This window comes from Armatimonadota bacterium (assembly GCA_020354555.1).
Taxonomy (GTDB): Bacteria; Armatimonadota; Hebobacteria.
Genome location: CP070648.1, coordinates 2,447,486 through 2,467,861, shown reverse-complemented (window position 1 = coordinate 2,467,861; position 20,376 = coordinate 2,447,486). Strand labels below are relative to the sequence as shown.

Annotated in this window: 15 protein-coding genes; 4 read left to right on the top strand and 11 right to left on the bottom strand. The window is 67.2% G+C overall.

The genetic code is table 11. The features are described from left to right. From JSV65_10065 to JSV65_10050, 4 genes are all read right to left on the bottom strand, one after another. Nucleotides 1–321: DUF4340 domain-containing protein (locus JSV65_10065; GenBank protein UCH32941.1), on the bottom strand; the 321-nt coding region annotated here is incomplete at its 3' end. Between the two features lie 143 nt (nucleotides 322–464). Continuing rightward, nucleotides 465–2,045, bottom strand: coding sequence for a GldG family protein (locus JSV65_10060; GenBank protein UCH32940.1), 1,581 nt, complete (start codon nucleotides 2,043–2,045; stop codon nucleotides 465–467). 9 nt (nucleotides 2,046–2,054) lie between these two features. After that, on the bottom strand, nucleotides 2,055–2,762 hold the full coding sequence (locus tag JSV65_10055) for an ABC transporter permease subunit (protein ID UCH32939.1): 708 nt from the start codon (nucleotides 2,760–2,762) through the stop codon (nucleotides 2,055–2,057). Continuing rightward, nucleotides 2,759–3,697: an ATP-binding cassette domain-containing protein gene (locus JSV65_10050; protein ID UCH32938.1), complete on the bottom strand. Its 939-nt coding sequence runs from the start codon at nucleotides 3,695–3,697 to the stop codon at nucleotides 2,759–2,761. Before JSV65_10050 ends, JSV65_10055 begins: the two co-directional genes overlap by 4 nt. Nucleotides 3,698–4,267: 570 nt before the next feature. Here JSV65_10050 and JSV65_10045 point away from each other — a divergent pair. The 4 genes from JSV65_10045 to JSV65_10030 all read left to right on the top strand — a co-directional run bounded on the left by JSV65_10045 (nucleotide 4,268) and on the right by JSV65_10030 (nucleotide 9,540). After that, nucleotides 4,268–5,707, top strand: a complete 1,440-nt coding sequence (locus JSV65_10045) for an O-antigen ligase family protein (GenBank protein ID UCH32937.1) — start codon at nucleotides 4,268–4,270, stop codon at nucleotides 5,705–5,707. A 2-nt stretch (nucleotides 5,708–5,709) separates the two neighbouring features. Beyond that, nucleotides 5,710–6,978: a glycosyltransferase family 4 protein gene (locus JSV65_10040; protein ID UCH32936.1), complete on the top strand. Its 1,269-nt coding sequence runs from the start codon at nucleotides 5,710–5,712 to the stop codon at nucleotides 6,976–6,978. Next, on the top strand, nucleotides 6,975–8,141 hold the full coding sequence (locus tag JSV65_10035) for a glycosyltransferase family 4 protein (GenBank protein UCH32935.1): 1,167 nt from the start codon (nucleotides 6,975–6,977) through the stop codon (nucleotides 8,139–8,141). The genes JSV65_10040 and JSV65_10035 overlap by 4 nt, the downstream gene beginning before the upstream one ends. A 169-nt stretch (nucleotides 8,142–8,310) precedes the next feature. Then, nucleotides 8,311–9,540: a glycosyltransferase family 4 protein gene (locus JSV65_10030; GenBank protein UCH32934.1), complete on the top strand. Its 1,230-nt coding sequence runs from the start codon at nucleotides 8,311–8,313 to the stop codon at nucleotides 9,538–9,540. A gap of 154 nt (nucleotides 9,541–9,694) precedes the next feature. Here JSV65_10030 and JSV65_10025 read toward each other — a convergent pair whose 3' ends face one another. The 7 genes from JSV65_10025 to uvrB form a co-directional block, all read right to left on the bottom strand. Next, nucleotides 9,695–11,011, bottom strand: coding sequence for a YvcK family protein (locus JSV65_10025; GenBank protein UCH32933.1), 1,317 nt, complete (start codon nucleotides 11,009–11,011; stop codon nucleotides 9,695–9,697). Nucleotides 11,012–11,101: 90 nt separating this feature from the next. Then, nucleotides 11,102–11,974, bottom strand: a complete 873-nt coding sequence (rapZ, locus tag JSV65_10020) for an RNase adapter RapZ (GenBank protein ID UCH36742.1) — start codon at nucleotides 11,972–11,974, stop codon at nucleotides 11,102–11,104. A gap of 20 nt (nucleotides 11,975–11,994) precedes the next feature. Then, nucleotides 11,995–12,378, bottom strand: a complete 384-nt coding sequence (locus JSV65_10015) for a phage holin family protein (protein ID UCH32932.1) — start codon at nucleotides 12,376–12,378, stop codon at nucleotides 11,995–11,997. 57 nt (nucleotides 12,379–12,435) lie between these two features. After that, nucleotides 12,436–12,921 carry a methylated-DNA--[protein]-cysteine S-methyltransferase gene (locus tag JSV65_10010; GenBank protein ID UCH36741.1) on the bottom strand — a complete coding sequence of 162 codons (486 nt, stop codon included), beginning with the start codon at nucleotides 12,919–12,921 and terminating at the stop codon, nucleotides 12,436–12,438. A 65-nt stretch (nucleotides 12,922–12,986) separates the two neighbouring features. Further along, the gene (gene uvrC / locus JSV65_10005) at nucleotides 12,987–14,903 is read right to left on the bottom strand and encodes an excinuclease ABC subunit UvrC (protein ID UCH32931.1); all 1,917 of its coding nucleotides are present in this window, start codon (nucleotides 14,901–14,903) and stop codon (nucleotides 12,987–12,989) included. Nucleotides 14,904–14,936: 33 nt separating this feature from the next. Beyond that, the gene (gene uvrA / locus JSV65_10000) at nucleotides 14,937–17,801 is read right to left on the bottom strand and encodes an excinuclease ABC subunit UvrA (protein UCH32930.1); all 2,865 of its coding nucleotides are present in this window, start codon (nucleotides 17,799–17,801) and stop codon (nucleotides 14,937–14,939) included. Between the two features lie 94 nt (nucleotides 17,802–17,895). Further along, complete coding sequence (gene uvrB / locus JSV65_09995; GenBank protein UCH32929.1) at nucleotides 17,896–19,947, bottom strand: excinuclease ABC subunit UvrB; 2,052 nt, start codon at nucleotides 19,945–19,947, stop codon at nucleotides 17,896–17,898. Nucleotides 19,948–20,376: the final 429 nt, after the last annotated feature.

Here is a 20,376-nt window from a genome sequence, read left to right as displayed (position 1 = left end):
TTTGGCGAGGCCGTAGCGCTCGAGGGGTTTGGGCTCGCTGATGGTGCGCCGCACTCCGACCTGGGCGACGCGGTCGAGGAGCTGTTTGACGAGGTCGCGGTCAACGCGCGCCGATACCGGTTTGGTGATGCGCCAGGTCTCGCCCTTGCGCTCGAGGGTGCTGGTTTCGCCGCCGGAGGTCAGCTCGATGCGCTGGATGCGTTTCACGTCGAGCTTCCATGCGGTGGGGCCGGCCACTTCGCCGCGCTCGAAGAACCAGATGTACGCGCCGACTGCGGCGACGACGACGAGGAGGATGATGGTCAGGCGGAATTGCTTCATGATATGGATGCGTATCAGCCGATTCTCAGCAGAACACCGCAACGCACGCCGTCTTCGCGGGACCGAGATTCCTCGCCTGCGGCTCGGCATGACACCGCGCCCAACCGCGTGAGTGGAGCACTCCATCGGCGCATGTTCGCGACCTATCGCCGCCGCCACCACACGACTGCCCCGACCACGACCGGAGCCAGGGGCATAGCGATGAGCGCGATAAAGAGGACGAGCCGCTGCTGCGTTTGGGTCAGCAGCACTGGCTTCTGTTCTGGTTCCTTGGGCTGGATGGAAACCAACTCCTCAGACTCCGCCAGCCAGCCCACGGAGTTGAGGAACAGGTCCTTGTTGACGCCGTTTGCGATGATGCCGTTGGCGGCGAAATCCGAATCGCCATAGACAACGAGGCGGGTGCGCGGCTGCTCGCTGTCCTCGGCGCCGGTTCCGGGCGGCGGCCCGCTGCTGACTACCGCTGCAATGGTAAACGGCCCGCGCTCCTCGCCGCGGCTTCTGCTGATGGTGCCTGTGAAGCTGGTCTCCAGCCAACTCTCGCCGCTTGTGCGCAGCAGGTCTTGGACGTTGACGTCCGGGCTGGGTTGCTCCACGCGCTCGAGCGCCCGCACCAGGATAAACACGGCGAGGAGCGCCCGTCCCTTGACGAACGGCCGAGTAATATCGTGATAGCCGAAGTCCACGACGGTCACCGACTGCGCGTCGCCGAAGAAGTTGAACTCGGGTTCCACGACGACATCATCGGCCGGCTCCAGACCCCACGGCTCGAGGAGGCCCGCCAGAGACACGCCTTGCCCATCCGGGTCAGTCATGATGAGCGCCTTGCCGCCGGCGTCGAGATATGCCTTGACCGCGTCGGCTTCACGGGGATCGAACTCGGCAGTGGGCCCGGCGATGACGAGGACGTCGCAGTCCGCCGGGATTTCGCCTGCTCCAGCCAGCGGCAGCTTCTGCGTCTCGTAGTTGAGCGCGGCGAGCGCCGCCTGCGCGGTGCTGTAGCCGTCGGGGTCGTAGGAGTCGAGATCGTGCTCGCCGTGGCCCTGGACGAAGTAGATTTTCTTCTTCTCCGGCCGCGTGAGCTTGAGGATAGCTCTGGTGATTTCCTGCTCGCTGGCGGCGTAGAACTCTTCCTTCTCGCCGCCTGCTTCGACTATGATGGCTGAGTAGGTCGTGACGCCGTACTGGCGTGCGAGGCCGGGACTCGTCTCCGGGTCGATCACCTGCGCCTTGACCCGGCCGGAGGCGTACTCGTACTCCTGTAAGAGGTCCTGCATCTCCTGGTATCCGGGCTGACCGGCGCTGTAGAACGCGGCGATCTCGACCGTTTGCTTGAGGCCGCGCAGTATCTTCGTGGTCTGCGGCGACAGCGTGTTGACCTGCGTGCGCGTCAAGTCGAAGCGCTTGTGGTGGCGATTTCCGAGGTAGCTGGCGAAGACGGCGAGGACGAGCGCGAGAATGACGAGCACCGCGGTGTTCGATCCGTAGCGCACACCCCGGCCGCGAAGGAAGACAAGAACGTCGCGCGGGCGCAGGACGGCGGCGGCTACGAGCGCGGCCACCGCTGCGCCCCACACGGCATAGACCGGCCACCACAGGCGCTGGCGAATGACGAGCATCGCGACACCCGCGAGCAGCAGACCCGCGCCGCTCGAAGCCAGGATGCCGGGGATCGAGTCCCGGGCCTCCGGCGTCTCCTCTTCCGGTTGGCGCTCGTCCGACATCGGCCTATCCTATCTCCACTTGCGGCTCTCCAGGGCACGGACGGCGCCGAACAGGAAAACCGCGATGAAGCTGAGGTAGAAGATGAGGTCCTTGGTATCAATGACGCCTTTCGCCATATCGTCGAAATGATTGAGAATCGAGATCTGGCGCAAGACTTCTCCGATGCCCGACGCGGCCTGGTCGGCGCCCCAGCCGATGATCCATAGGACAAGCAGCGCGCCGAAGGAGAGGAAGCCAGCGAGCACCTGGCTCTCGGTGAGAGATGATGCCAGCACGCCGACGGCCATGAAGCTCGCACCGACGAGCAGCAGACCCAAATAGCCGGTCAGGAGCGGTCCCGGATCGGGCGAACCGTACTGGACCAGAATGAGCGGGAAGTGCATCGTCGCCGCGAGGAGCACGGCGAGAAGCCCGACGGCCGCGAGGAACTTGCCGAGGATGACCTGGAAGTCGGTCACCGGCGATGTCAGCAGCAGCTCCAATGTACCCGAGCGACGTTCCTCCGCGAGCAGGCGCATGGTGAGGATCGGGCACACGAAGAGCAGGGTCACCGCCATGTTGTGATAGGACCAGCGCATTTCCGCCTGGCGGCTGCCGGTCAGGATGACGTAAAAGATGAATCCCGAGACCGCGAGGAAGCCGGCCATCACGAGGTAGGCGGTCCAGCCCGAGAAGTAGCTCTTCAATTCGCGATAGGCGACAAGGAGGGCTTTCATGATGCGCCGATGCCCTCCTCTTCCATGGTCAGATGGAGGAATACATCCTCCAGGCTCAGTTCGACCGGGCGCAATTCGACGAGCCCCCAATTCCTCTCCACCGCGGCGCGCGCGACTTGCTCGCGGACGTCGGCGTCGAGCTTGCTTTCGACCTGGAACGTGCTGTCGTCCTCGCGGCGCACCCCGGTGACGCCGGAAATGGCGGCGAGCACCGCGGCGGCATCGCCCCCGGGGCGGAGCAAACGCAGCATCAACCGCGACGAGCTGCGGACGCGCGCCGTCAGGCCCTCGGCGCTATCCTCGGCGACGATGCGGCCGCGGTTGATGATCACGACGCGGCTGCATATCATGCTCACCTCGGGCAAGATGTGGCTGCTGAGGATGATAGTGTGGTCGCGCCCGAGGTCTTTGATGAGCTGACGCGTCTCGATGATCTGGAGCGGGTCGAGGCCGATGGTGGGCTCGTCGAGGACGAGGACCGGTGGGTCGTGAACCAATGCCTGGGCGATGCCGACGCGCTGGCGGAATCCTTTGGAGAGACGACCGATGATGGTATCGGCCACGTCATCGAGGCGCGCCTTGAGGATGGCATCGTCCACCCGCTCGTCGCGCTCGTGGCGCGAGACTCCGCGCAGCCGCGCGCAGTAACCGAGATACGACTGCACCGTCATGTCGGGGTACAGCGGCACGGTCTCCGGCACGTAGCCGATGCGCCTGCGTACTTCGAGCGAATCCTCGAACACGTCGTATCCCGCGACCGCTGCCGTGCCGGACGTCGCCGGGAGGTAGCCGGTCAGGATGCGCAGCGTCGTCGTCTTGCCGGCGGCGTTGGGCCCGAGAAAGCCCACGACTTCGCCGCTGCCGACGGAGAAGCTCACATCGCGCAGGGCTTCGGACCTGCCGTAGTATTTTGTCAGACCTTGGATTTCAATCAAAGCTAATCACAGACGCCCGGCGGCGAGCTTTCGACGCAGAGCCGTCACACGCGGGTCCGGGGACCTCGCCTCATATTTCGCACGCGCGCGGCGCGATTCCTGCCGCGTCACAGTATTGGCCTCGATAGCGGAGCGCTGCGAGCCAGGGTAATAGACGAATGCTACCGGCGTCCGGTTCCGCGGGAGTGCGTTTGCGCAGGAACAGCCGCGTGGGGTGGCGAAGCACTTCACGCTGACAAGCGCGCAGTTCCGCGCATCCCCGACGGGGCTCGGGTAGTGCCGCAGGGCCGGCGGACCGGGGAATCGTACTCCCGGACCCTGGTGCGGCTTGGCCTCACGCCGTGATCCCGCACTGCGGGATCACGGAAGAGTCTCGGCTACTCCCAACAACAGCCGAGAGACGCCAAGGGCGCTGCCGCCCGCTCCCTCCGTGCGTTCGCCACGGGTCCGGCGAGCGGATTCAGAGCAGGGGCGGCAAGCTGCGAGCCTATTCCGGGATCCCGGGCAGGCGGAGCGCCCGCACCGCCGTCCTCGGGGGAGTGTCCACGCAGGCGAGGTGGGCTGTTGCACGTGAATGGAAGACCCGACCGTCGGCGTCGCGGCGCCGGGCGCGTGGTGGCGATGCGCTTCCCGCGCACCTTTGCGCTGCCGTGCGCTGCGGCGCCGGGACTGTGCCTTGCCCTCGCCTTGCCTGGCGGCGGGGACGCGACACGGGGAGCCGTGACCGCGCTGGCCGTGGCGGCGGGCGGCGTGCTCGCCGTCCTGCTTCCGGTGCGCTGGCTTCTGTACGGCGTAATTCTCGCCATACCGTTCGACAACTACGCCGTGCCGGTGGGCCCGCTTGGGATTTCAGTTTCCGATGCGCTCCTGGTCGTCGTGACGCTGCGTTGGTTGCTGGCGGTACTTTACCGCCGGGGGCGCATCGCGCGCAGCGAGCTTTACGCGCCGGCCGCGCTCTTCTACGTCCTACTGCTGCCGTCTTTCTTCGTTACGTTCGACCTGGGGTTGTCTCTGCGACAGGCGTTCAGCATTCTCATGATGCTGCTGACCGCGGTGGTTGTCGCGAACCTGCTGCGGGGCCCCGGCCGACTGATGGGCGCGGCGACGGCCCTTCTCGTCGGATCGGCAATCATGTCGCTGCTGGGCTTTGCCCAGCTCCTGGTCTGGATGCGATACCACGTGTCGCCATTCCAGCCGAATGTCGACGTCGTGCGCCTGGGCGGCATCACCTTTCTGCGACTGACGGCGACGTATTTCGATCCGAACTACTTCGCCTTGTATCTCATCGCGCCGATCGTGCTCGGTCTGTTTGTCGCCCTCGAAAGCGGGGCCTCGCGGAGGTACAAGACCTTCGCATGGCTCGTCGTGCTGGCCGATCTCGCGCTGTTCGTGATGACGTTTTCGCGCGGCGGCTGGCTGACGCTGTTGGCATTCATGGGTGTCTATGTGCTGCTGCGAGCGCGCGCCCGGCCGCGCGGCGCGTGGGTCGCGATGCTCGTAGCCGTCATCATCGCCGCTCCCTTGGTCGCCGGCGTGCTGGTGGGGATCAACCCGACGTCTGTCGTGCACCGCCTGAGCCTGCTCCAGCTCGGCGCCGAGGTGATGACGGAGCACCCGCTCACCGGCGCCGGCCTCGGCACGTTCAGGCATCTGCCGGAAAACCGGCTCGCGCGGCCGAGCCATTCCACTTATCTCCAGATCGGCGCCGACGCGGGGGTGATCGCCCTGCTTGGTTTTCTCTGCCTCGCGCTGGTCGTGGCCGTCAACGCGATACGGGCGCTGCGCGTTGCTCGCAGTGAACCCACGCGAGCGATACTGCTGGGCACCATCTACGCCCTGGGGTGTCTCGCGCTCCAAGGGTCCCTGTTGGATGCGCTCATCGCGAAGTACCTCTGGATTCTGGTCGGGATGAGTTCGGCCGCAGCCGCGGTCGCGCGCAGCGAGCGCGCGGCCGACGACTCGGCCGTGGCAGCCCGCGACGCGCCGCATCCGGTCGAACAGGAGAGCTAGCTGTGCCCGACCGCATCTTGTTTGTCTGCGAGAACGCAGAGATCAGCGGGGCGGAAACGATCCTGCTTGCCCTGCTCTCATCGCTCGACCGGTCGCTGTACGAGCCCTATGCCGTCTGCCCTTCCGGTGGCCCCATGGCGCAGCGCCTGGCCGGGCTCGGCGTGCCCGTGGAAAGGATCGCCGTGCCCCGGCTGCGACGCACCGTGCGCTCGGCCGTCGTCGAGCTGCCGCGGCTCCGCGCGTTTTCGCGGCGACTGCAAACGCTCCTGCGCGATCGTCGCATTGACATCGTGCACAGCAACTCGCTGGGCGCGCACCTCGCGTGCGCAGACGCGATTGAGGCGACCGGTGCGACTGCGATCTGGCACATGCACGACATCCTCAAGCGGCGTTGGATCAACGGGCTGGTGTTGCGGCGCGCCGCGCGCAGCGCGGACCGCATCATCTGCGTCTCGTGCGCCGTTTCTCGCGAGCTCGAAGCGTGGGGCATCCCCGCGGAGAAGCTCGTCGTGATCTACAACGGGCTCGACATCGAGGGGCGCTTCCGGCCGCGACCCGCGAGCGGCCTGCTGCACGCGCAATTCGGCCTGCCGCCGGCGGCGCGCCTCGTGGGGATGATCGGACAGCTGACCCCATGGAAGGGGCAGCACGTCTTTCTGAGAGCCGCCGCGACGGTCGCCGCGGAGCACGCCGACGCTGTGTTTCTCGTGGTCGGCTCTCCCCTGTTTCGCGACGACGGCTACCGTCGGCAGCTGAACCGCCTGACGCGGGAGCTGCGCATCGAGGGCGCGGTCATGTTCACCGGGCGTCGAGACGACGTGCCCGAGGTGCTCGCCGAACTGGACGTGGTCGTCCATGCGTCCGTGCTGCCCGATCCGCTGCCGACCGTGCTACTCGAAGCGGGGGCGTGCGCGAAGCCGACGGTGGCGACGGCGTGCGGCGGCGTACCCGAAATTGTGGATGACGGGCGCACCGGGCTGGTCGTGCCCTCAAATGATGCGGAGGCGATGGCTGCGGCGGTGGATCGCCTTCTGTCGGACCGCGATGCCGCGAGCGCAATGGGGGCGGCCGCGCGCCGCCTAGTCGAGAAACGATTCAGGATCGAGCCTTTCGCAGAGCGCATCGAGTCGCTCTACCGCGAGCTGCTGCGGTCGCCCGCGGCGGCTCCGGAGCCCGGCCGGCCCGGCGGATCCGGCGCTGGTGACCGGATGCCTGACGTCGCGCGCCCGGCGCCGAGCGATGTAGAACGTCGCGACGAGGAACGCCGGTGAGGATTCTGTGCAACTGCGCGCCGGTGCAACTCGGCGGCGGGGTCGGCCGCTACGTGGCCAACTTATTCAGGCACATGGCGCAGGCGGGCGGCGACTGGCACTGCACCGTCGCCGCCAAGGCGCACGTCGGTGCATCCATCGTGCCGGCGGACCATCGTTTCTCTTTGCTGCCAATCCCAGAGGTTGCCGCGCGCAGCAATTACACGCGCGTCATCTGGGAGCAGACGGTACTGGCGGGCCGCGCGCGCCGCATGCGGCCGGAGGTGGTCTTCTGCCCGGGTAACGTGGACCTGCTGCTTGCCTCGGGAACCGGGCTGCCATCGGTGGTGACCATCAACGTGAGCCAGCCCTGGGTGCGCCCGGCTGAGTTCCCGCGCGGCGCGGGATTGTACTTGCGCATCTTCGTCAAGCTCTCGGCGCGCACCGCGACCACGTTGATCGCGCCGACGGAAACCACGCGCCGGGAACTTATCCGCGCCGTCGGCATCGCGCCGCAACGAATCGTGGCCATCCCGTACGGCGTGGACCTATCGCGCTTTCATCCCGCCGAGGCGGGCAACGAGATTGGGCCCTGGGCCGCGCACCAGGGCGTGCGGCAACCGTACATTCTGTCCGTGTCGGGCATCCGCCGATGGAAGAACTTCGACACCCTGGTGCGGGCGTTCGCGGCGAGCGGGGCCTCGCGCCAAGGCGTGCAACTCGTCATCGCGGGCCGGCCGTTGGACGCGGAGCTGAGCCGCGGACTCCGGGAATTGTGCGCGTCGCTCGGGGTCGCCGATGCGGTGCTGTTCACGGGCGGGGTGCCGGAGGCCGAGGTGGCGGCGCTCTACCGCATGGCGCGCGCCTATGTCTTCCCGTCGCTATTCGAGGGATTCGGGCTGACGCAGATCGAAGCGATGGCGAGCGGCGTGCCGCTAGCCGTGTCGCGCGTGAGCGTGATGCCCGAGATCAGCAGAGACGCGGCAGTCTATTTCGACCCGGCCGACGTCGAAGATATGGCGGCGGCGATCGAGCGGGTGCTGTGGGATGACGTGCTGCGCGCAGGCCTCACCAGCGCAGGGCTGCGCCGGGCCAGGGATTTCTCCTGGGCGCAGACCGCGTCCCGCACGATGGAGGTCCTGGCGGCCGCCGCTGCGCGTCGGGAGCAGGAAGGGCGAGCGTGAGGGTGCGCAGGGCCCGGCATTGCGGCCGGGCGTCTCGGCAGGAAACCACAGCAGTGACAGCTAAACAACAGGAGGCGTGGGGTTCCTGGCGTCGAATGCTCTGGCAGCGGAGCCTTTGTCGCAGCCGAGCGGCCGCGACATGCGGCGGACCGGCGTGGGAGACAAGCCGTTGAAGGTCCTGATTCTCAGCATGCACTACCGCCCGGACCAGACGGGAAACGGGCCCCTCGTCGGCGACCTCGCCGAGCACCTCGCCAGCCAGGGACACCGCGTGACTGTAGTGTGCGGTATGCCCTTCTACCCCCAGCGGGTCATCCCTCAGGCGTACTGTGGTAGGCTGGCGTGCCGCGAGCGGCAGGACGGAGTTGATGTTTTCCGCACCCACGTCTGCGTCCGCCCCGGGGGGACGCTGCTCGACAAGGTGCTGCTGCAGGCGTCGTTCTCGATCTCGTGCATCTACGGCCTGCTTCGTGCAGGTCGGCCGGACGTCGTGCTGTGCGTTTCCCCGCCTTTCCCCAGCGGGCTGCCCGGCCTGCTTGCGGCGAGGCTGTGGCGCGTTCCGTTCATCTTCAACGTGCAGGACATCTTCCCGGATGTGGTCGAGCAGCTCGGGTTGCTCAAGCGGTCGTGGTTCACGAGCCTGCTGCATGCGGTGGAGAAGTGGATCTACCGCCACTCCGCGCGGGTGGCGGTCATCTCGCCCAGCTTCGTCAGCAACTTGATGCGCAAGGGGGTGCCGCGATCGAAGCTGGCGGTGATCTACAACTGGGTGGACACGAGTTTCATCAGGCCCTTGCCCCGGGACAACGACTTTCGCCGCGACCTGAGCCTCGACGATCAGTTCGTCGTGCTGTACTCGGGGAACATCGGCCGCTCGCAGAGCCTGGAGGTGCTGCTCAACGCGGCGCGCGAGATGGAGCAGCACCGCACACTGTTCCTGGTTGTGGGCGACGGGACGCGCAAGCAGTCGGTGGTCAGCAAAGCCCAGGCGATGGGCCTGACGAACGTGCGCTTCCTGCCGCTTCAGCCGCGCGAGAAGCTGCCGCTGATGCTCGCCGCCGCTGACGTGTCGGTGATTCTGCTGCGCGAGGAGGCGTCCTACACGAGCCTCCCTTCGAAGATCCCCACGATCATGTCGAGCGGGCGGCCGCTGGTGGCGTCCGTGGGGCTGGCCTCGGACGCCGCTCGAATCGTGGCGGAGAGCCAGTGCGGGATTGCGGTTCCCCCGGACGACCCGGTTCCCTTCGTCGCGGCTCTGCACGCTCTGCGCGAGGACCACGCCCTGCGCGACAACTGCGCGCGCAGCGCTCGGCGAGGCGCCGAGCGTCTGTTTTCGCGCCAGAGCGCCCTCAGCGCCTACGAGGACTTACTGCTCAACGTGGCCAACGGCCATTCGTAGCCCGGCTTACCGACAGCCGACCCCTCAGCCGGCCTCGCACCCCCCAGCGCGGAACGTAGATCCCGGGGGTGATTGCCATCATCCGACAGGAAACTGTTTTGCTGCCGCTGACGGCAAGCTCTTCGCCGTGCTGAAGATGGCGGTGGGGCTTAGACTAGCCTATGATGCGCATGATGGCGGCGGCCAGCTTGTGGGGATCGTGGCGGGCGAGATCGGCTGTCCACAGCAGGTCGGCGACGACCGGGCGGCTGCCCAGCTCGCGGATCTCCGTCTCCTGCGGGCGGATGGGTTCCGCGCCCTCACGGTGATAGGCCTCGGTGACGGCCGTATCGGGCATGCGCGAGTTCATGAGGCAGACGGTGAAGGGGTTCCACTGGAGGTGCTCGATAAGCGTCTCGACGTGGCGTGACGCAGTGAGGCCGTCGGTCTCCCCCCGCTGAGTCATCACGTTGCAGACGTAGATCACCGGCACCGAGGTATGCCGGATCGCCTCCGCGATTCCGGGCACCAGGAGATTGGGCAGCACGCTGGTGTACAAGCTGCCCGGGCCGACGACGATCGCCTCGGCTTGCTCGACGGCGCGCAGCGTTTCGTCGAGGGCGGGCGCGTCGGGTGGTTGGAGCGCGAGGCGGGCGATGCGCCGCGGGCTGCCCACGATACTGGTTTCGCCCTCAAGGACGGTGCCGTCATCCATTTCCGCTCGCAGCCGCACGTCGCTCAGCGTACACGGCAGCACGCGGCCCCGAATCGCGAGCACCTTGCTCGTCTCCTCCACCGCGAGCTTGAAATCCCCTGTTACCTCCGCGAGGGCCGCGATGAGGAGATTGCCGAAGGAATGACCCTCCAGCCCCTGCCCGCCTTTGTCGCGAAAGCGGTACTGGAAGAGCTGGGTCATCAGCGGCTCGGCATCGGCCAACGCGACTAAGCAGTTGCGGATATCACCGGGGGGCAGGATGCCCATGTCGCGGCGGAGCCGGCCGGAGCTGCCGCCGTCGTCGGAGACGGTAACGACGGCGGCGATGTTGGCGCTCCAGTGCTTGAGGCCGCGCAGGAGCGTGGAGAGCCCGGTGCCGCCGCCGAGAGCGACGAGCCGCGGGCCGTCGGCCAAGCAGCGCTTCGCGTAGAGTGCCTCCGCCAGTCGGCCGTGATCCTTGGGGCTCACTGCGGAGACGATGGAGCGCACCATCTGGCGCATGCCGTAGAAGGTTGCCGCCGCACCGACCGCGATCAGAACCACCCCGACCAGCCAGGCGGGCATGATCGCGGACACGCTGCGATAGGCGACGCCGATCCAACCGGCCTGCCGCAGCGCGGGCGAGACGACCACAGAAGCCGCCCCGAAGCCGACCAGCGCGAGGCCGCATGCGCCGAGTGCCATCCAGCGCTTGACGCCGAGGCCGGGCCACAGCCATCGCATGAGTTTGCGCAGCACGCTCATTTGCACGCCTTCGGTGCGGGCCGTATGTCTCATAGGCACATTATGGCACCAGTCAAGGTGCCGGCTTGTGCGGCTTCGGCGACACGTGTGCGCCCGTGGTGCCATTTACGCGACGACCGGACGTCACTTCGAGACATCGCGGTGCTCGACCACCGCGCGATACCCGCGGGTGCGCAGGTGTCCGGTCACCTCCGACGTCAAGGCGACGCTGCGATGTCGTCCGCCGGTGCAGCCGAGGGCGATCGTCAGATAGGCCTTCCCTTCCTGCGCATAGAGCGGCAGCGCGAAGTCGAGGAAGGCAAAGATATGGCGCAGGAAATCCCGCGCGCCCGGGCTGGCGAGCACGAACTCGCGGACCGGCTCTTCCGTGCCCGACAGGGGCCGCAGCTCCTCGATGTAATGGGGGTTGGGCAGAAAGCGCAGGTCGAACACGAGATCCGCATCGAGCGGCACGCCGAACTTGTAGCCGAAGGAGACGACGGTGACGACCATCTCCCCGGTGCCGCGCTCGGTGAACAGCGAGGCGACCTCGTTTTTGAGGGCCTGAGCGGGCAAGCTGGAGGTGTCAATGACTTTGTGCGCTCGCTCCTTCAAGCCCTCGAGCACGCGGCGTTCCTCGCGGATGCTCTCGAGGAGCGTGCGCTTGTCGCTGGCGAGGGGATGACGCCGGCGTGTCTCCTTGTAGCGTCTGACGAGGGCCTCATCTGAGGCGGCAAGGAAAACGATGCGGTAGTCGAAGCCCATGCGCTCGAGTTCGGTGAGGGACGCGGCGAGGTGGTCGAAAAACGCGCCGCCGCGCACGTCAATGACAACGGCGGCGCGCGACACCTTGCCGTCGGAATGCGCACAGAGTTCGGCGAACTTCGAGATCAGCGCCGGCGGGAGATTGTCCACGCAGAAGAACCCGAGGTCCTCGAAGCAGTGGATGGCCTCGCTCTTGCCGGCCCCCGACTGGCCGGTGACGATGACGCATTCAACGCCGCTGCGGGCGCGCATCTCGCGCGGGCCGTCGTCTATCATCGCCCCCTCCGCGGTTCAGGTATGAGCAGTATCAGCATGCCGTTGACGGCGCCCATGATCGCCGCGCCCGCAGCCGCCGCGACCACGCCGTGCACGTGGAATCCGGGCAACCACTGCCCGACCGCCCAGAATACTATGGCGTTCATGACGAACGACATGGCAAGCGCGAAAAGGCCCAAGGTGAGGAAGTTGATGGGGAACGTGACGATTCTGAGCAAGAACAGGATCGGCTTGACGAGCGCGTTGAGCAAGCCGATAATCGCGACCGCGAGGAACGCGGTCCACACGGTGCTGACGGAGATCATGTCGTTCGGCAATAAGCTCGCCGCGCCCCACACAGCCAGGCTCATCAGTATCCAGCGCAGGAATAGCGCACGCATAACGCGTCCTCGACTCAGGCGCGAACCGCCGCAGCGCTCACGCCGTGGCTCCCTCCATCAGGGTTCCGCTTCCGCCGCCCGTGCCCCTTCCAGTGCGAGGAGACTTCGCTTGCAGTCGAGGCCGCTCCCGAAACCGACCAGGCTCCCATCGCGGCCGATGACGCGGTGGCAGGGGACGATGGGCGCGAGCGGGTTCCGCGCCATCGCCTGGCCGACCGCGCGTGCCGCCTGCGCACGCCCGATCTGCCGCGCGACCCAGCCGTAGCTGCGCGTCTCTCCATACGGTATCTCGGCAACCGCGAGCAGCACGCGCCGCGTGAAATGGGGAAGCCGAGAGAGGTCGAGAGGGAAATCGAGGGGCACCTGCTCGCCGCCGAAGTAGCGGTGGAGACCCTTCACCACTCGGGGGAGCAGGGCATCCGCATGCGCGGGGGCGGCGAGGTCGCGGCGGACGTGCGACACGGCCTGCTCGGGGGTCGGCTGAGGCAGCGTGCATGCGGCGATGCCCGCATCTCCGGCGGCGACGCAGATCCACCCGGACAGCGCGCGGGCATCGAGTGTTGCCGCTCGGGCCGCAGCCGGTCGCGCCGGAATGTAGAGGAGCGCGATCACGAGTTACGCGGCTCCGCGCGGGCGAGATGTTGCTTCACGGCCTCGGCGACTTTCCGCCCCACCCCGGGCACCGCCGCCAGTTCCTCGACGCTCGCCGCGCCGATCTTCGCCATGCTGCCGAAGTGACTCACGAGGCGGCGCTTCAGGATCGGCCCGACGCCAGGCACTTCGTCGAGCACGCTCTCGCGCGTCTGGCGCGCGCGCAGCGTGTGGTGGTACGCCTGGGCGAAGCGATGCGCCTCATCGCGCACGCGCTGGAGCAGATGGAGCGCGCGCGAGTGGCTGGGCATGATGACCGGCTCGGCGCGGCCTTCGAGGTACACCCAATCGCGCTCACTTCGACTTCGCTCAGAGCGCCCCTTGGCGAGGGCGGCGATGGGGACAGAGAGCCCCAGGTCGTCGCGCGCCGCGATCGCGACGCCGAGCTGCCCCTTGCCGCCGTCAATCAGCATCAGGTCCGGCAGCCGGGCGTACTTGCGGCGCGCCGCGGCAGCCTGCAAGCGGCGCGCGAGCACCTCGCGCATCATCGCGTAGTCGTCCGCCGTGCCGGTCTCGCGGCGGATGCGGAAGTGACGGTAGTCCGCCTTCTTCGCGATGCCGTCCTGGAAGACGACCATCGAGCCGACCGAATCCCGCCCGCCGATGGTTGCGATATCGTAGGCCTCGACGCGTTCGGGAGCGACCGGCAGGTCGAGCACGTGCTGCAGGTCGAGCACGGCCTCGCGCCCGCGCCGCTGCTCGGCGCCCTCGCGCGAGTGATGCTGTTCGAGGTGCATCCGCGCGTTGTCGGCGGCCAGCTCGACGAGGTGCTTGCGCTGTCCGCGCTTCGGGGTCGAAACCCTGACCATGCCGCCGCGCCGCTCGGAGAGCCACTGCTCGACCAGCTCTCGGTCGGGAATGCTCTCGGCCGCGATAACCTGCCGCGGGACGAAGGCCGCGCGGCCATAGTACTGGCGCACGAATTCGCCGAGGACCTCCGGCGGGGACACGCCTGAGGTGCCGTCCAACAGGAAGTGCTGCTGCCCGACGAGCTTGCCGTCGCGCACGTCGAAGATGACGACGCTTCCCTCCCCTTCCTGAAGCCAGTGGGCGATGACATCGGCGTCGCCCGCGCCGGGCAGGACCATCTTCTGCCCCTCGACGGTCTGCTCGACGGCGGCGATCTTGTCGCGTAGGCGCGCGGCTTCCTCGAAGCGAAGCCCTACGGACGCTTCCTCCATGCGCCGGCGCAGGTCGTCCACGACCTGCTCGGCGCGGCCGTCGAGGAGGAGCATCGCCCGCTCGACCATGCGCCGATACTCCTCGGCGCTCACCTCGCCGACGCACGGCGCGAGGCACTGGCGCATGTGGAAGTTGAGGCAGGGCCTCTGGCGCTGCTGCCCCGGCTCCCAGTTGCAGCCGCCGCGCTTCTTGGCGGAGGCGACGAGCGCCTGGCGCAGGCCGAAGATGCGCCGCACCAAGCGCACCGTCTGCCACATCGCCTTGGTGCTGGTGTAGGGCCCGAAGTAGCGCGCCCCGTCGCGGTCCATTGTGCGCACCACGACGAGGCGGGGGTATTCCTCGTTGACCGTGATCTTGATATAGGGATAGCGCTTGTCGTCGCGCAGGCGGACGTTGTAGCGGGGGCGGTGGCGCTTGATGAGGTTGTGCTCGAGGATCAGCGCCTCCATCTCGGAATCGGTGACGATCCAATCGAGATCGGCGATGCCCTCGACCATCGCGGCCTGCCGTCCCGTAAGCTCCTGCCCGGGCTGGAAGTACGAGCGGACGCGGCTGCGCAGCGACTGCGCCTTGCCGACGTAGACGACCTTGCCCGCGGCGTCCTTCATGAGGTACGCGCCCGGGCGCGCGGGAAGCGAGTTGAGCTTCTCGTGGAGGCTCGGCCTGTGATCCTGGTCGGTGATCGTTTCCATCAACAGCGCCAAGGCACCACGGATGGCGCGCGGCTACGAGGGCACGGCGGCGACGGCCGTGCCGCGCCGCCCGCGGGTCTTTCGCTCGAGCAGCGCGCGCAAGAACTGGCCAGTATACGAGCGCTTGACTTGCGCGACCTTCTCCGGCGCGCCCGCGGCAACGATCTCGCCGCCGCCGTCGCCGCCTTCCGGGCCGAGGTCAATGATGTAGTCCGCGCACTTGATGACGTCGGGGTTATGCTCGATGACGACCACGGTATTGCCGGCGTCCACCAAGCGGTTGAGCACCTCGAGCAGCTTCTCGATGTCGGCGAAGTGAAGGCCGGTGGTCGGCTCGTCGAGCAGGTAGAGCGTTCGCCCGGTGGCGCGGCGGGACAGCTCCGCGGCGAGCTTGACGCGCTGTGCCTCGCCGCCGGAGAGGGTCGTCGCGGGCTGGCCGAGGCGGATGTAGTCGAGGCCGACGTCGTGGATCGTCTCCAACTTCCGGCGCACGGGCGGGATGTTGCGGAAGAACTCCAGGGCTTCGGAGACGGTCATGTTGAGGACATCGGCAATAGTGCGGCCCTTGTAGCGCACCTCGAGGGTCTCGCGGTTGTAGCGAGCGCCCTTGCATTCCTCGCACGGGACATAGACATCCGGGAGGAAGACCATCTCGATGCGGATGATGCCGTCGCCGCGGCACGCGTCGCAGCGGCCGCCCTTGACGTTGAAGCTGAAGCGCCCCGGGCGGTAGCCGCGCGTGCGCGCCTCGGGCGTCTGCGCGAACAGCTCGCGGATGGGCGTGAAGGCGCCGATGTAGGTCGCCGGGTTGCTGCGCGGACTGCGGCCGATGGGCGACTGGTCTATGTCTATGACCTTGTCGAGCAGGCGCATGTTGTCGATTCCGTCGTGCTTGCCCCAGGACAAGCGCGCCCCCTGGAGCGCGTGCGCCAGGCGCCGGTAGAGGATGTCCTCCATCACGGTGCTCTTGCCGGAGCCGCTGACGCCGGTGAAGCAGACGAACACGCCGAGAGGTATCGGGATGTCTATGGCCTTGAGGTTGTGCTCGCGGGCGCCTTTGATGGTCAGCCAGCGATCGTTCGTCGGCCGGCGGTACGGCGGCGTCGGGATTTCTCTCTCTCCGCTCAGGTACTTGCCGGTGATCGAGCCGGGGGTGGCGATGACGTCGTCCACGGTACCGGTCGCGACGATCTCGCCGCCGTTCTCGCCGGCGCCGGGGCCGATGTCAATGATGTGGTCCGCAGAGCGAATCGTGATCTCGTCGTGCTCGACGACGAGGATGGTGTTGCCGAGGTCGCGCAGGGCGTGGAGGGTGGATATGAGGCGTCGGTTGTCGCGCTGGTGGAGGCCGACGCTCGGTTCGTCGAGGATGTAGAGCACACCGGTGAGGCCGGAGCCGATCTGCGTCGCGAGCCGGATGCGCTGCGCCTCGCCGCCGGCGAGGGTGGCTGCGGTGCGATCGAGGGTCAGGTAGTCGAGGCCGACGTTGAGCAGGAAGTTGAGGCGCGTGCGGATTTCCTTGAGCACCTGGCGGCCGATCAACTCCTGGCGCTCGTCGAGGTCGAGGGTGTCGAAGAACTCCGCGCAGGCGCGGATGGAGAGCGCGGCGACTTGTGCGATGTTGGTGCCGTTGATGGTGACCGCGAGCGTGTCCGGCTTGAGCCGCGCCCCACCGCAGACGGGGCACGGCTTGATGCTCATGTAGTTCTCGAGTTCGCTGCGGCGGTAGTCGGAGTCGGTGCGCTCGTAGTCCTCCATGAGGTGCTGCATGAGGCCGCGGAAGCTCGTGTCATAGACGCGGAGCCGCCCGCCCCGCCCGCGGAAGCGCACGCGGACGCGCTCGCCGGTGCCGTAGAGCAGTTTGTCGAGCTTCGACTTGGCTACGCGGCTGAGCGGCCGATCCAGATCTATGCCGTACGTTCGGGCCGCGGAGCGCAGCAGCGACGAGTAGTATCTCGACACGTCGCTCGCCCAGGGCAGGATGGCGCCTTCGGACAGGCTCAGGGAGCGGTCCGGGATGAGCAACTCCTCGTCGAACTCGCGCCGCGTGCCCAAGCCGCCGCAGGCGGGGCAGGCGCCGTAGGGGCTGTTGAAGCTGAACATGCGCGGTTCGAGTTCAGTGAAAGAGCGCTCGCAGTGAAGGCACGACGCCTGCTCGCTGAAATCGAGCTGCTCGCCATCCACGACCTGAACCGAGGTCATGCCGCCGCCGATCTTGAGCGCGGTGGCCATCGAGTCGCTCAGGCGCTGCCGCAGTCCCGGCTTGACGACCAACCTGTCAACCACGACCTCGATGGTGTGCTGCTTGTAGCGGGCGAGCTTGATGTCCTCGGACAGCTCGCGCACTTCGCCGTCCGCGCGGACGCGGACGAAGCCTTGCTTGCGGATGTCGTCGAGCACGGCGCGGTACTCCCCCTTGCGCCCTTTGACCACCGGCCCGAGGATGAGGATGCGCGTGCCCTCGGGCAATCCCTCGACGCGCTCCACCATTTGCTCCAGCGACTGCCGGGCGATTTCCCGGCCGCACTCGGGACAGTGCGGCGTGCCGATGCGCGCGTAGAGCAAGCGCAGGTGGTCGTAGATCTCGGTCACCGTGCCGACCGTCGAGCGGGGGTTGTGCGTCGCCGATTTCTGGTCAATCGAGACCGCGGGCGACAGCCCCTCGATGTTGTCCACGTCGGGCTTGTCCATCTGGCCGAGGAATTGCCGCGCGTAGGAGGAGAGGCTCTCGACGTAGCGCCGCTGCCCCTCGGCGTAGATGGTGTCGAACGCGAGCGAGGACTTCCCCGAGCCCGACAGGCCGGTGATGACGACCATCTGGTGGCGGGGGATCTCGACGTCGATGTTCTTCAGATTATGCTGCCGCGCACCGCGGACGATTATCTTGTCCGAAGCCATTGCTCATTCCTGATGCAATCATCCGCCGATCACGACGCGCCGGCGCGATCTGCGGCATGCGACCGAGGCGGACGAGTCTTGGGATGAAGACGTTTCAGCGTTTGCGTTTGCGCCCCCGGCCGGCCTTGCCACGATTGGGGCCAGCGCCGGTCGCGCCGTGGAGCGCGTACGCGCCGCGCGGCTTGCCCTGGAGCGCCGCGATCTGGTCACGGATCTGCGCCGCGTCCTCGAAGCGCAGTTCCTGGGCGGCGGCGCGCATTTCCTCCTCGAGGTCGGCGATGATGTGCGGCAGCTGCTCCTCGGGGCGGCCCTCGCCCGCGTAGTACACGGCCTGCTCTTCCGCGGTACGCTCCGCGGTCGCCAGCAGTTCCCGGATGCCCTTGCGGATGCTCTCCGGCGTGATGCCGTGCTCGCGGTTGAATGCGAGCTGGTGCTCCCGACGGCGGTTGGTTTCGTCAATCGCGCGCCGCATCGAATCGGTGATGTTGTCCGCATACATGATGACCTGCCCCGAGACGTGACGCGCCGCGCGCCCGATGGTCTGGACGAGGCTCGTCTCGGAGCGCAGGAAGCCCTCCTTGTCCGCGTCGAGGATGGCCACCAGCGAGACCTCGGGGAGATCCAGCCCCTCGCGCAGCAAGTTGACGCCGACCACCACGTCGTACACTCCCATGCGCAGGTCACGCAGGATCTCGCTGCGCACCAGGGTCTCGATCTCGGAGTGCAGGTAGTGCACCTTGACTCCCATGTCGGCCAGGTATTCCGTCAGGTCTTCCGCCATCTTCTTGGTCAGGGTCGTCACCAGGACGCGCTCCCCGCGCTTGACGCGCGCGTCCACCTCGCCGATGAGATCATCCACCTGGCCGCGCGTCGGGCGCACGACGACCTCGGGGTCCACGAGTCCGGTGGGGCGAATGATCTGCTCCGCGACTTGCGAGCTGACCTGCAGCTCGTACGGGCCCGGGGTGGCGGAGGTGAAGATGGTTTCCTTGTGAAGCTGCTCGAATTCGTCGAAGGTGAGCGGGCGGTTGTCGAACGCCGAAGGCAGGCGGAAGCCGTGCTCGACGAGGCTCATCTTGCGCGAGCGGTCGCCCTCGTACATGCCGCGCAGCTGCGGCACGGTCTGGTGCGACTCATCTATGACGAGCAGGAAATCGTCCGCGAAGTAGTGGAGCAGAGTCGAGGGCGGCGTGCCCGGCGCGCGGCCGTCGAGGTGGCGGGAGTAGTTCTCGATGCCGGTGCAGTAGCCGATCTCGCGGATCATCTCCATATCGTAGCGCGTGCGCTGCTCCAGGCGCTGAGCCTCGAGCAGCTTGTCGCGCTCGCGGAAGTATTGCAGGCGCTCCTCCAGCTCTTGCTCGATCGCCGCCAGCGCGCGCTCGAGCTTCTCCCACGGCGAGACGTAGTGCGAGGCGGGGAAGACGACGGCGCGATCCTTCTCCTCGACGACCTCGCCGGTGAGCGGGTTGATGACGGATATGCGTTCGATGTCGTCGCCGAACAACTCGACCCGGGTGATGAGTTCCTTGTCCACCGAGTGCACTTCGAGCACGTCCCCGCGCACGCGGAACTTGCCGCGGGTGAGGTTGACATCGTTGCGCTGGAACTGCATGTCCACGAGCCGCCGTAGAATGGCGTCGCGCTCGTAGGTCTGGCCGCGCTCGAGGGTGAGCGTGATGCGCTCGTAGTCCTCGGGCGACCCGAGGCCGTAGATCGCGGAGACGCTGGCGACGATGATGACGTCGCGGCGCTCGAACAGCGCCTGCGTCGCCGCGTGGCGCAGGCGGTCAATCTCGTCGTTGATGGAGGCGTCCTTCTCGATGTAGGTGTCGGTCTGCGGGAGGTACGCCTCGGGCTGATAGTAGTCGTAGTAGCTCACGAAGTACTCGACCGCGTTGTCCGGGAAGAACTCGCGCAGCTCGGTGCAGAGCTGTGCCGCGAGCGTCTTATTGTGGGCGATGACGAGCGCCGGCCGCTGCACGCGGGCGATGACGTTGGCGACGGTGAACGTCTTGCCCGACCCCGTGACGCCGAGCAGCGTCTGGTACCGATAGCCCTGCTCCAGGCCCTGCACCAGGCGCTCGACGGCCTGTGGCTGGTCGCCGTGCAGCGCGAAATCGGAACGAAGCTCGAATTGCTTGCTCATGGGGAAATGCCGTTCATCGCTTTGATTATAGCAGAATGCCAGCGGCAAGAGGATGCGCAGATCACGCTGAGAGTGACCGCCGAGCACTGGAGCCAAGGAAGATGGATGGCTCGCGGCGCAAGAGCGCTTCACCTCCCGTTAGCCGGAGATGCGATCCCGTGCCTGCCATGGACAGGAAGAGTTGGGGTGACTCCGAGGCGCGGGTAGGCTCGCGTGCACCAAGGCGACCCGGTCATAGCCGGCCGCGATGCCCGACTGGTCTGACGCAATCTGGCGCATCTTGGCGTTGACACAGCGGGGGGGCATGGTAAACTGCTGGTGTTGTTGGGGGGAGCCGCTTATTGCAGCTCCATGGTTTGAGCGTTCACGCGTGTTGTGGGGGTCCGTGAAGCGTGAACAGAGACTACCAGACAACTGACGATCCCGGTC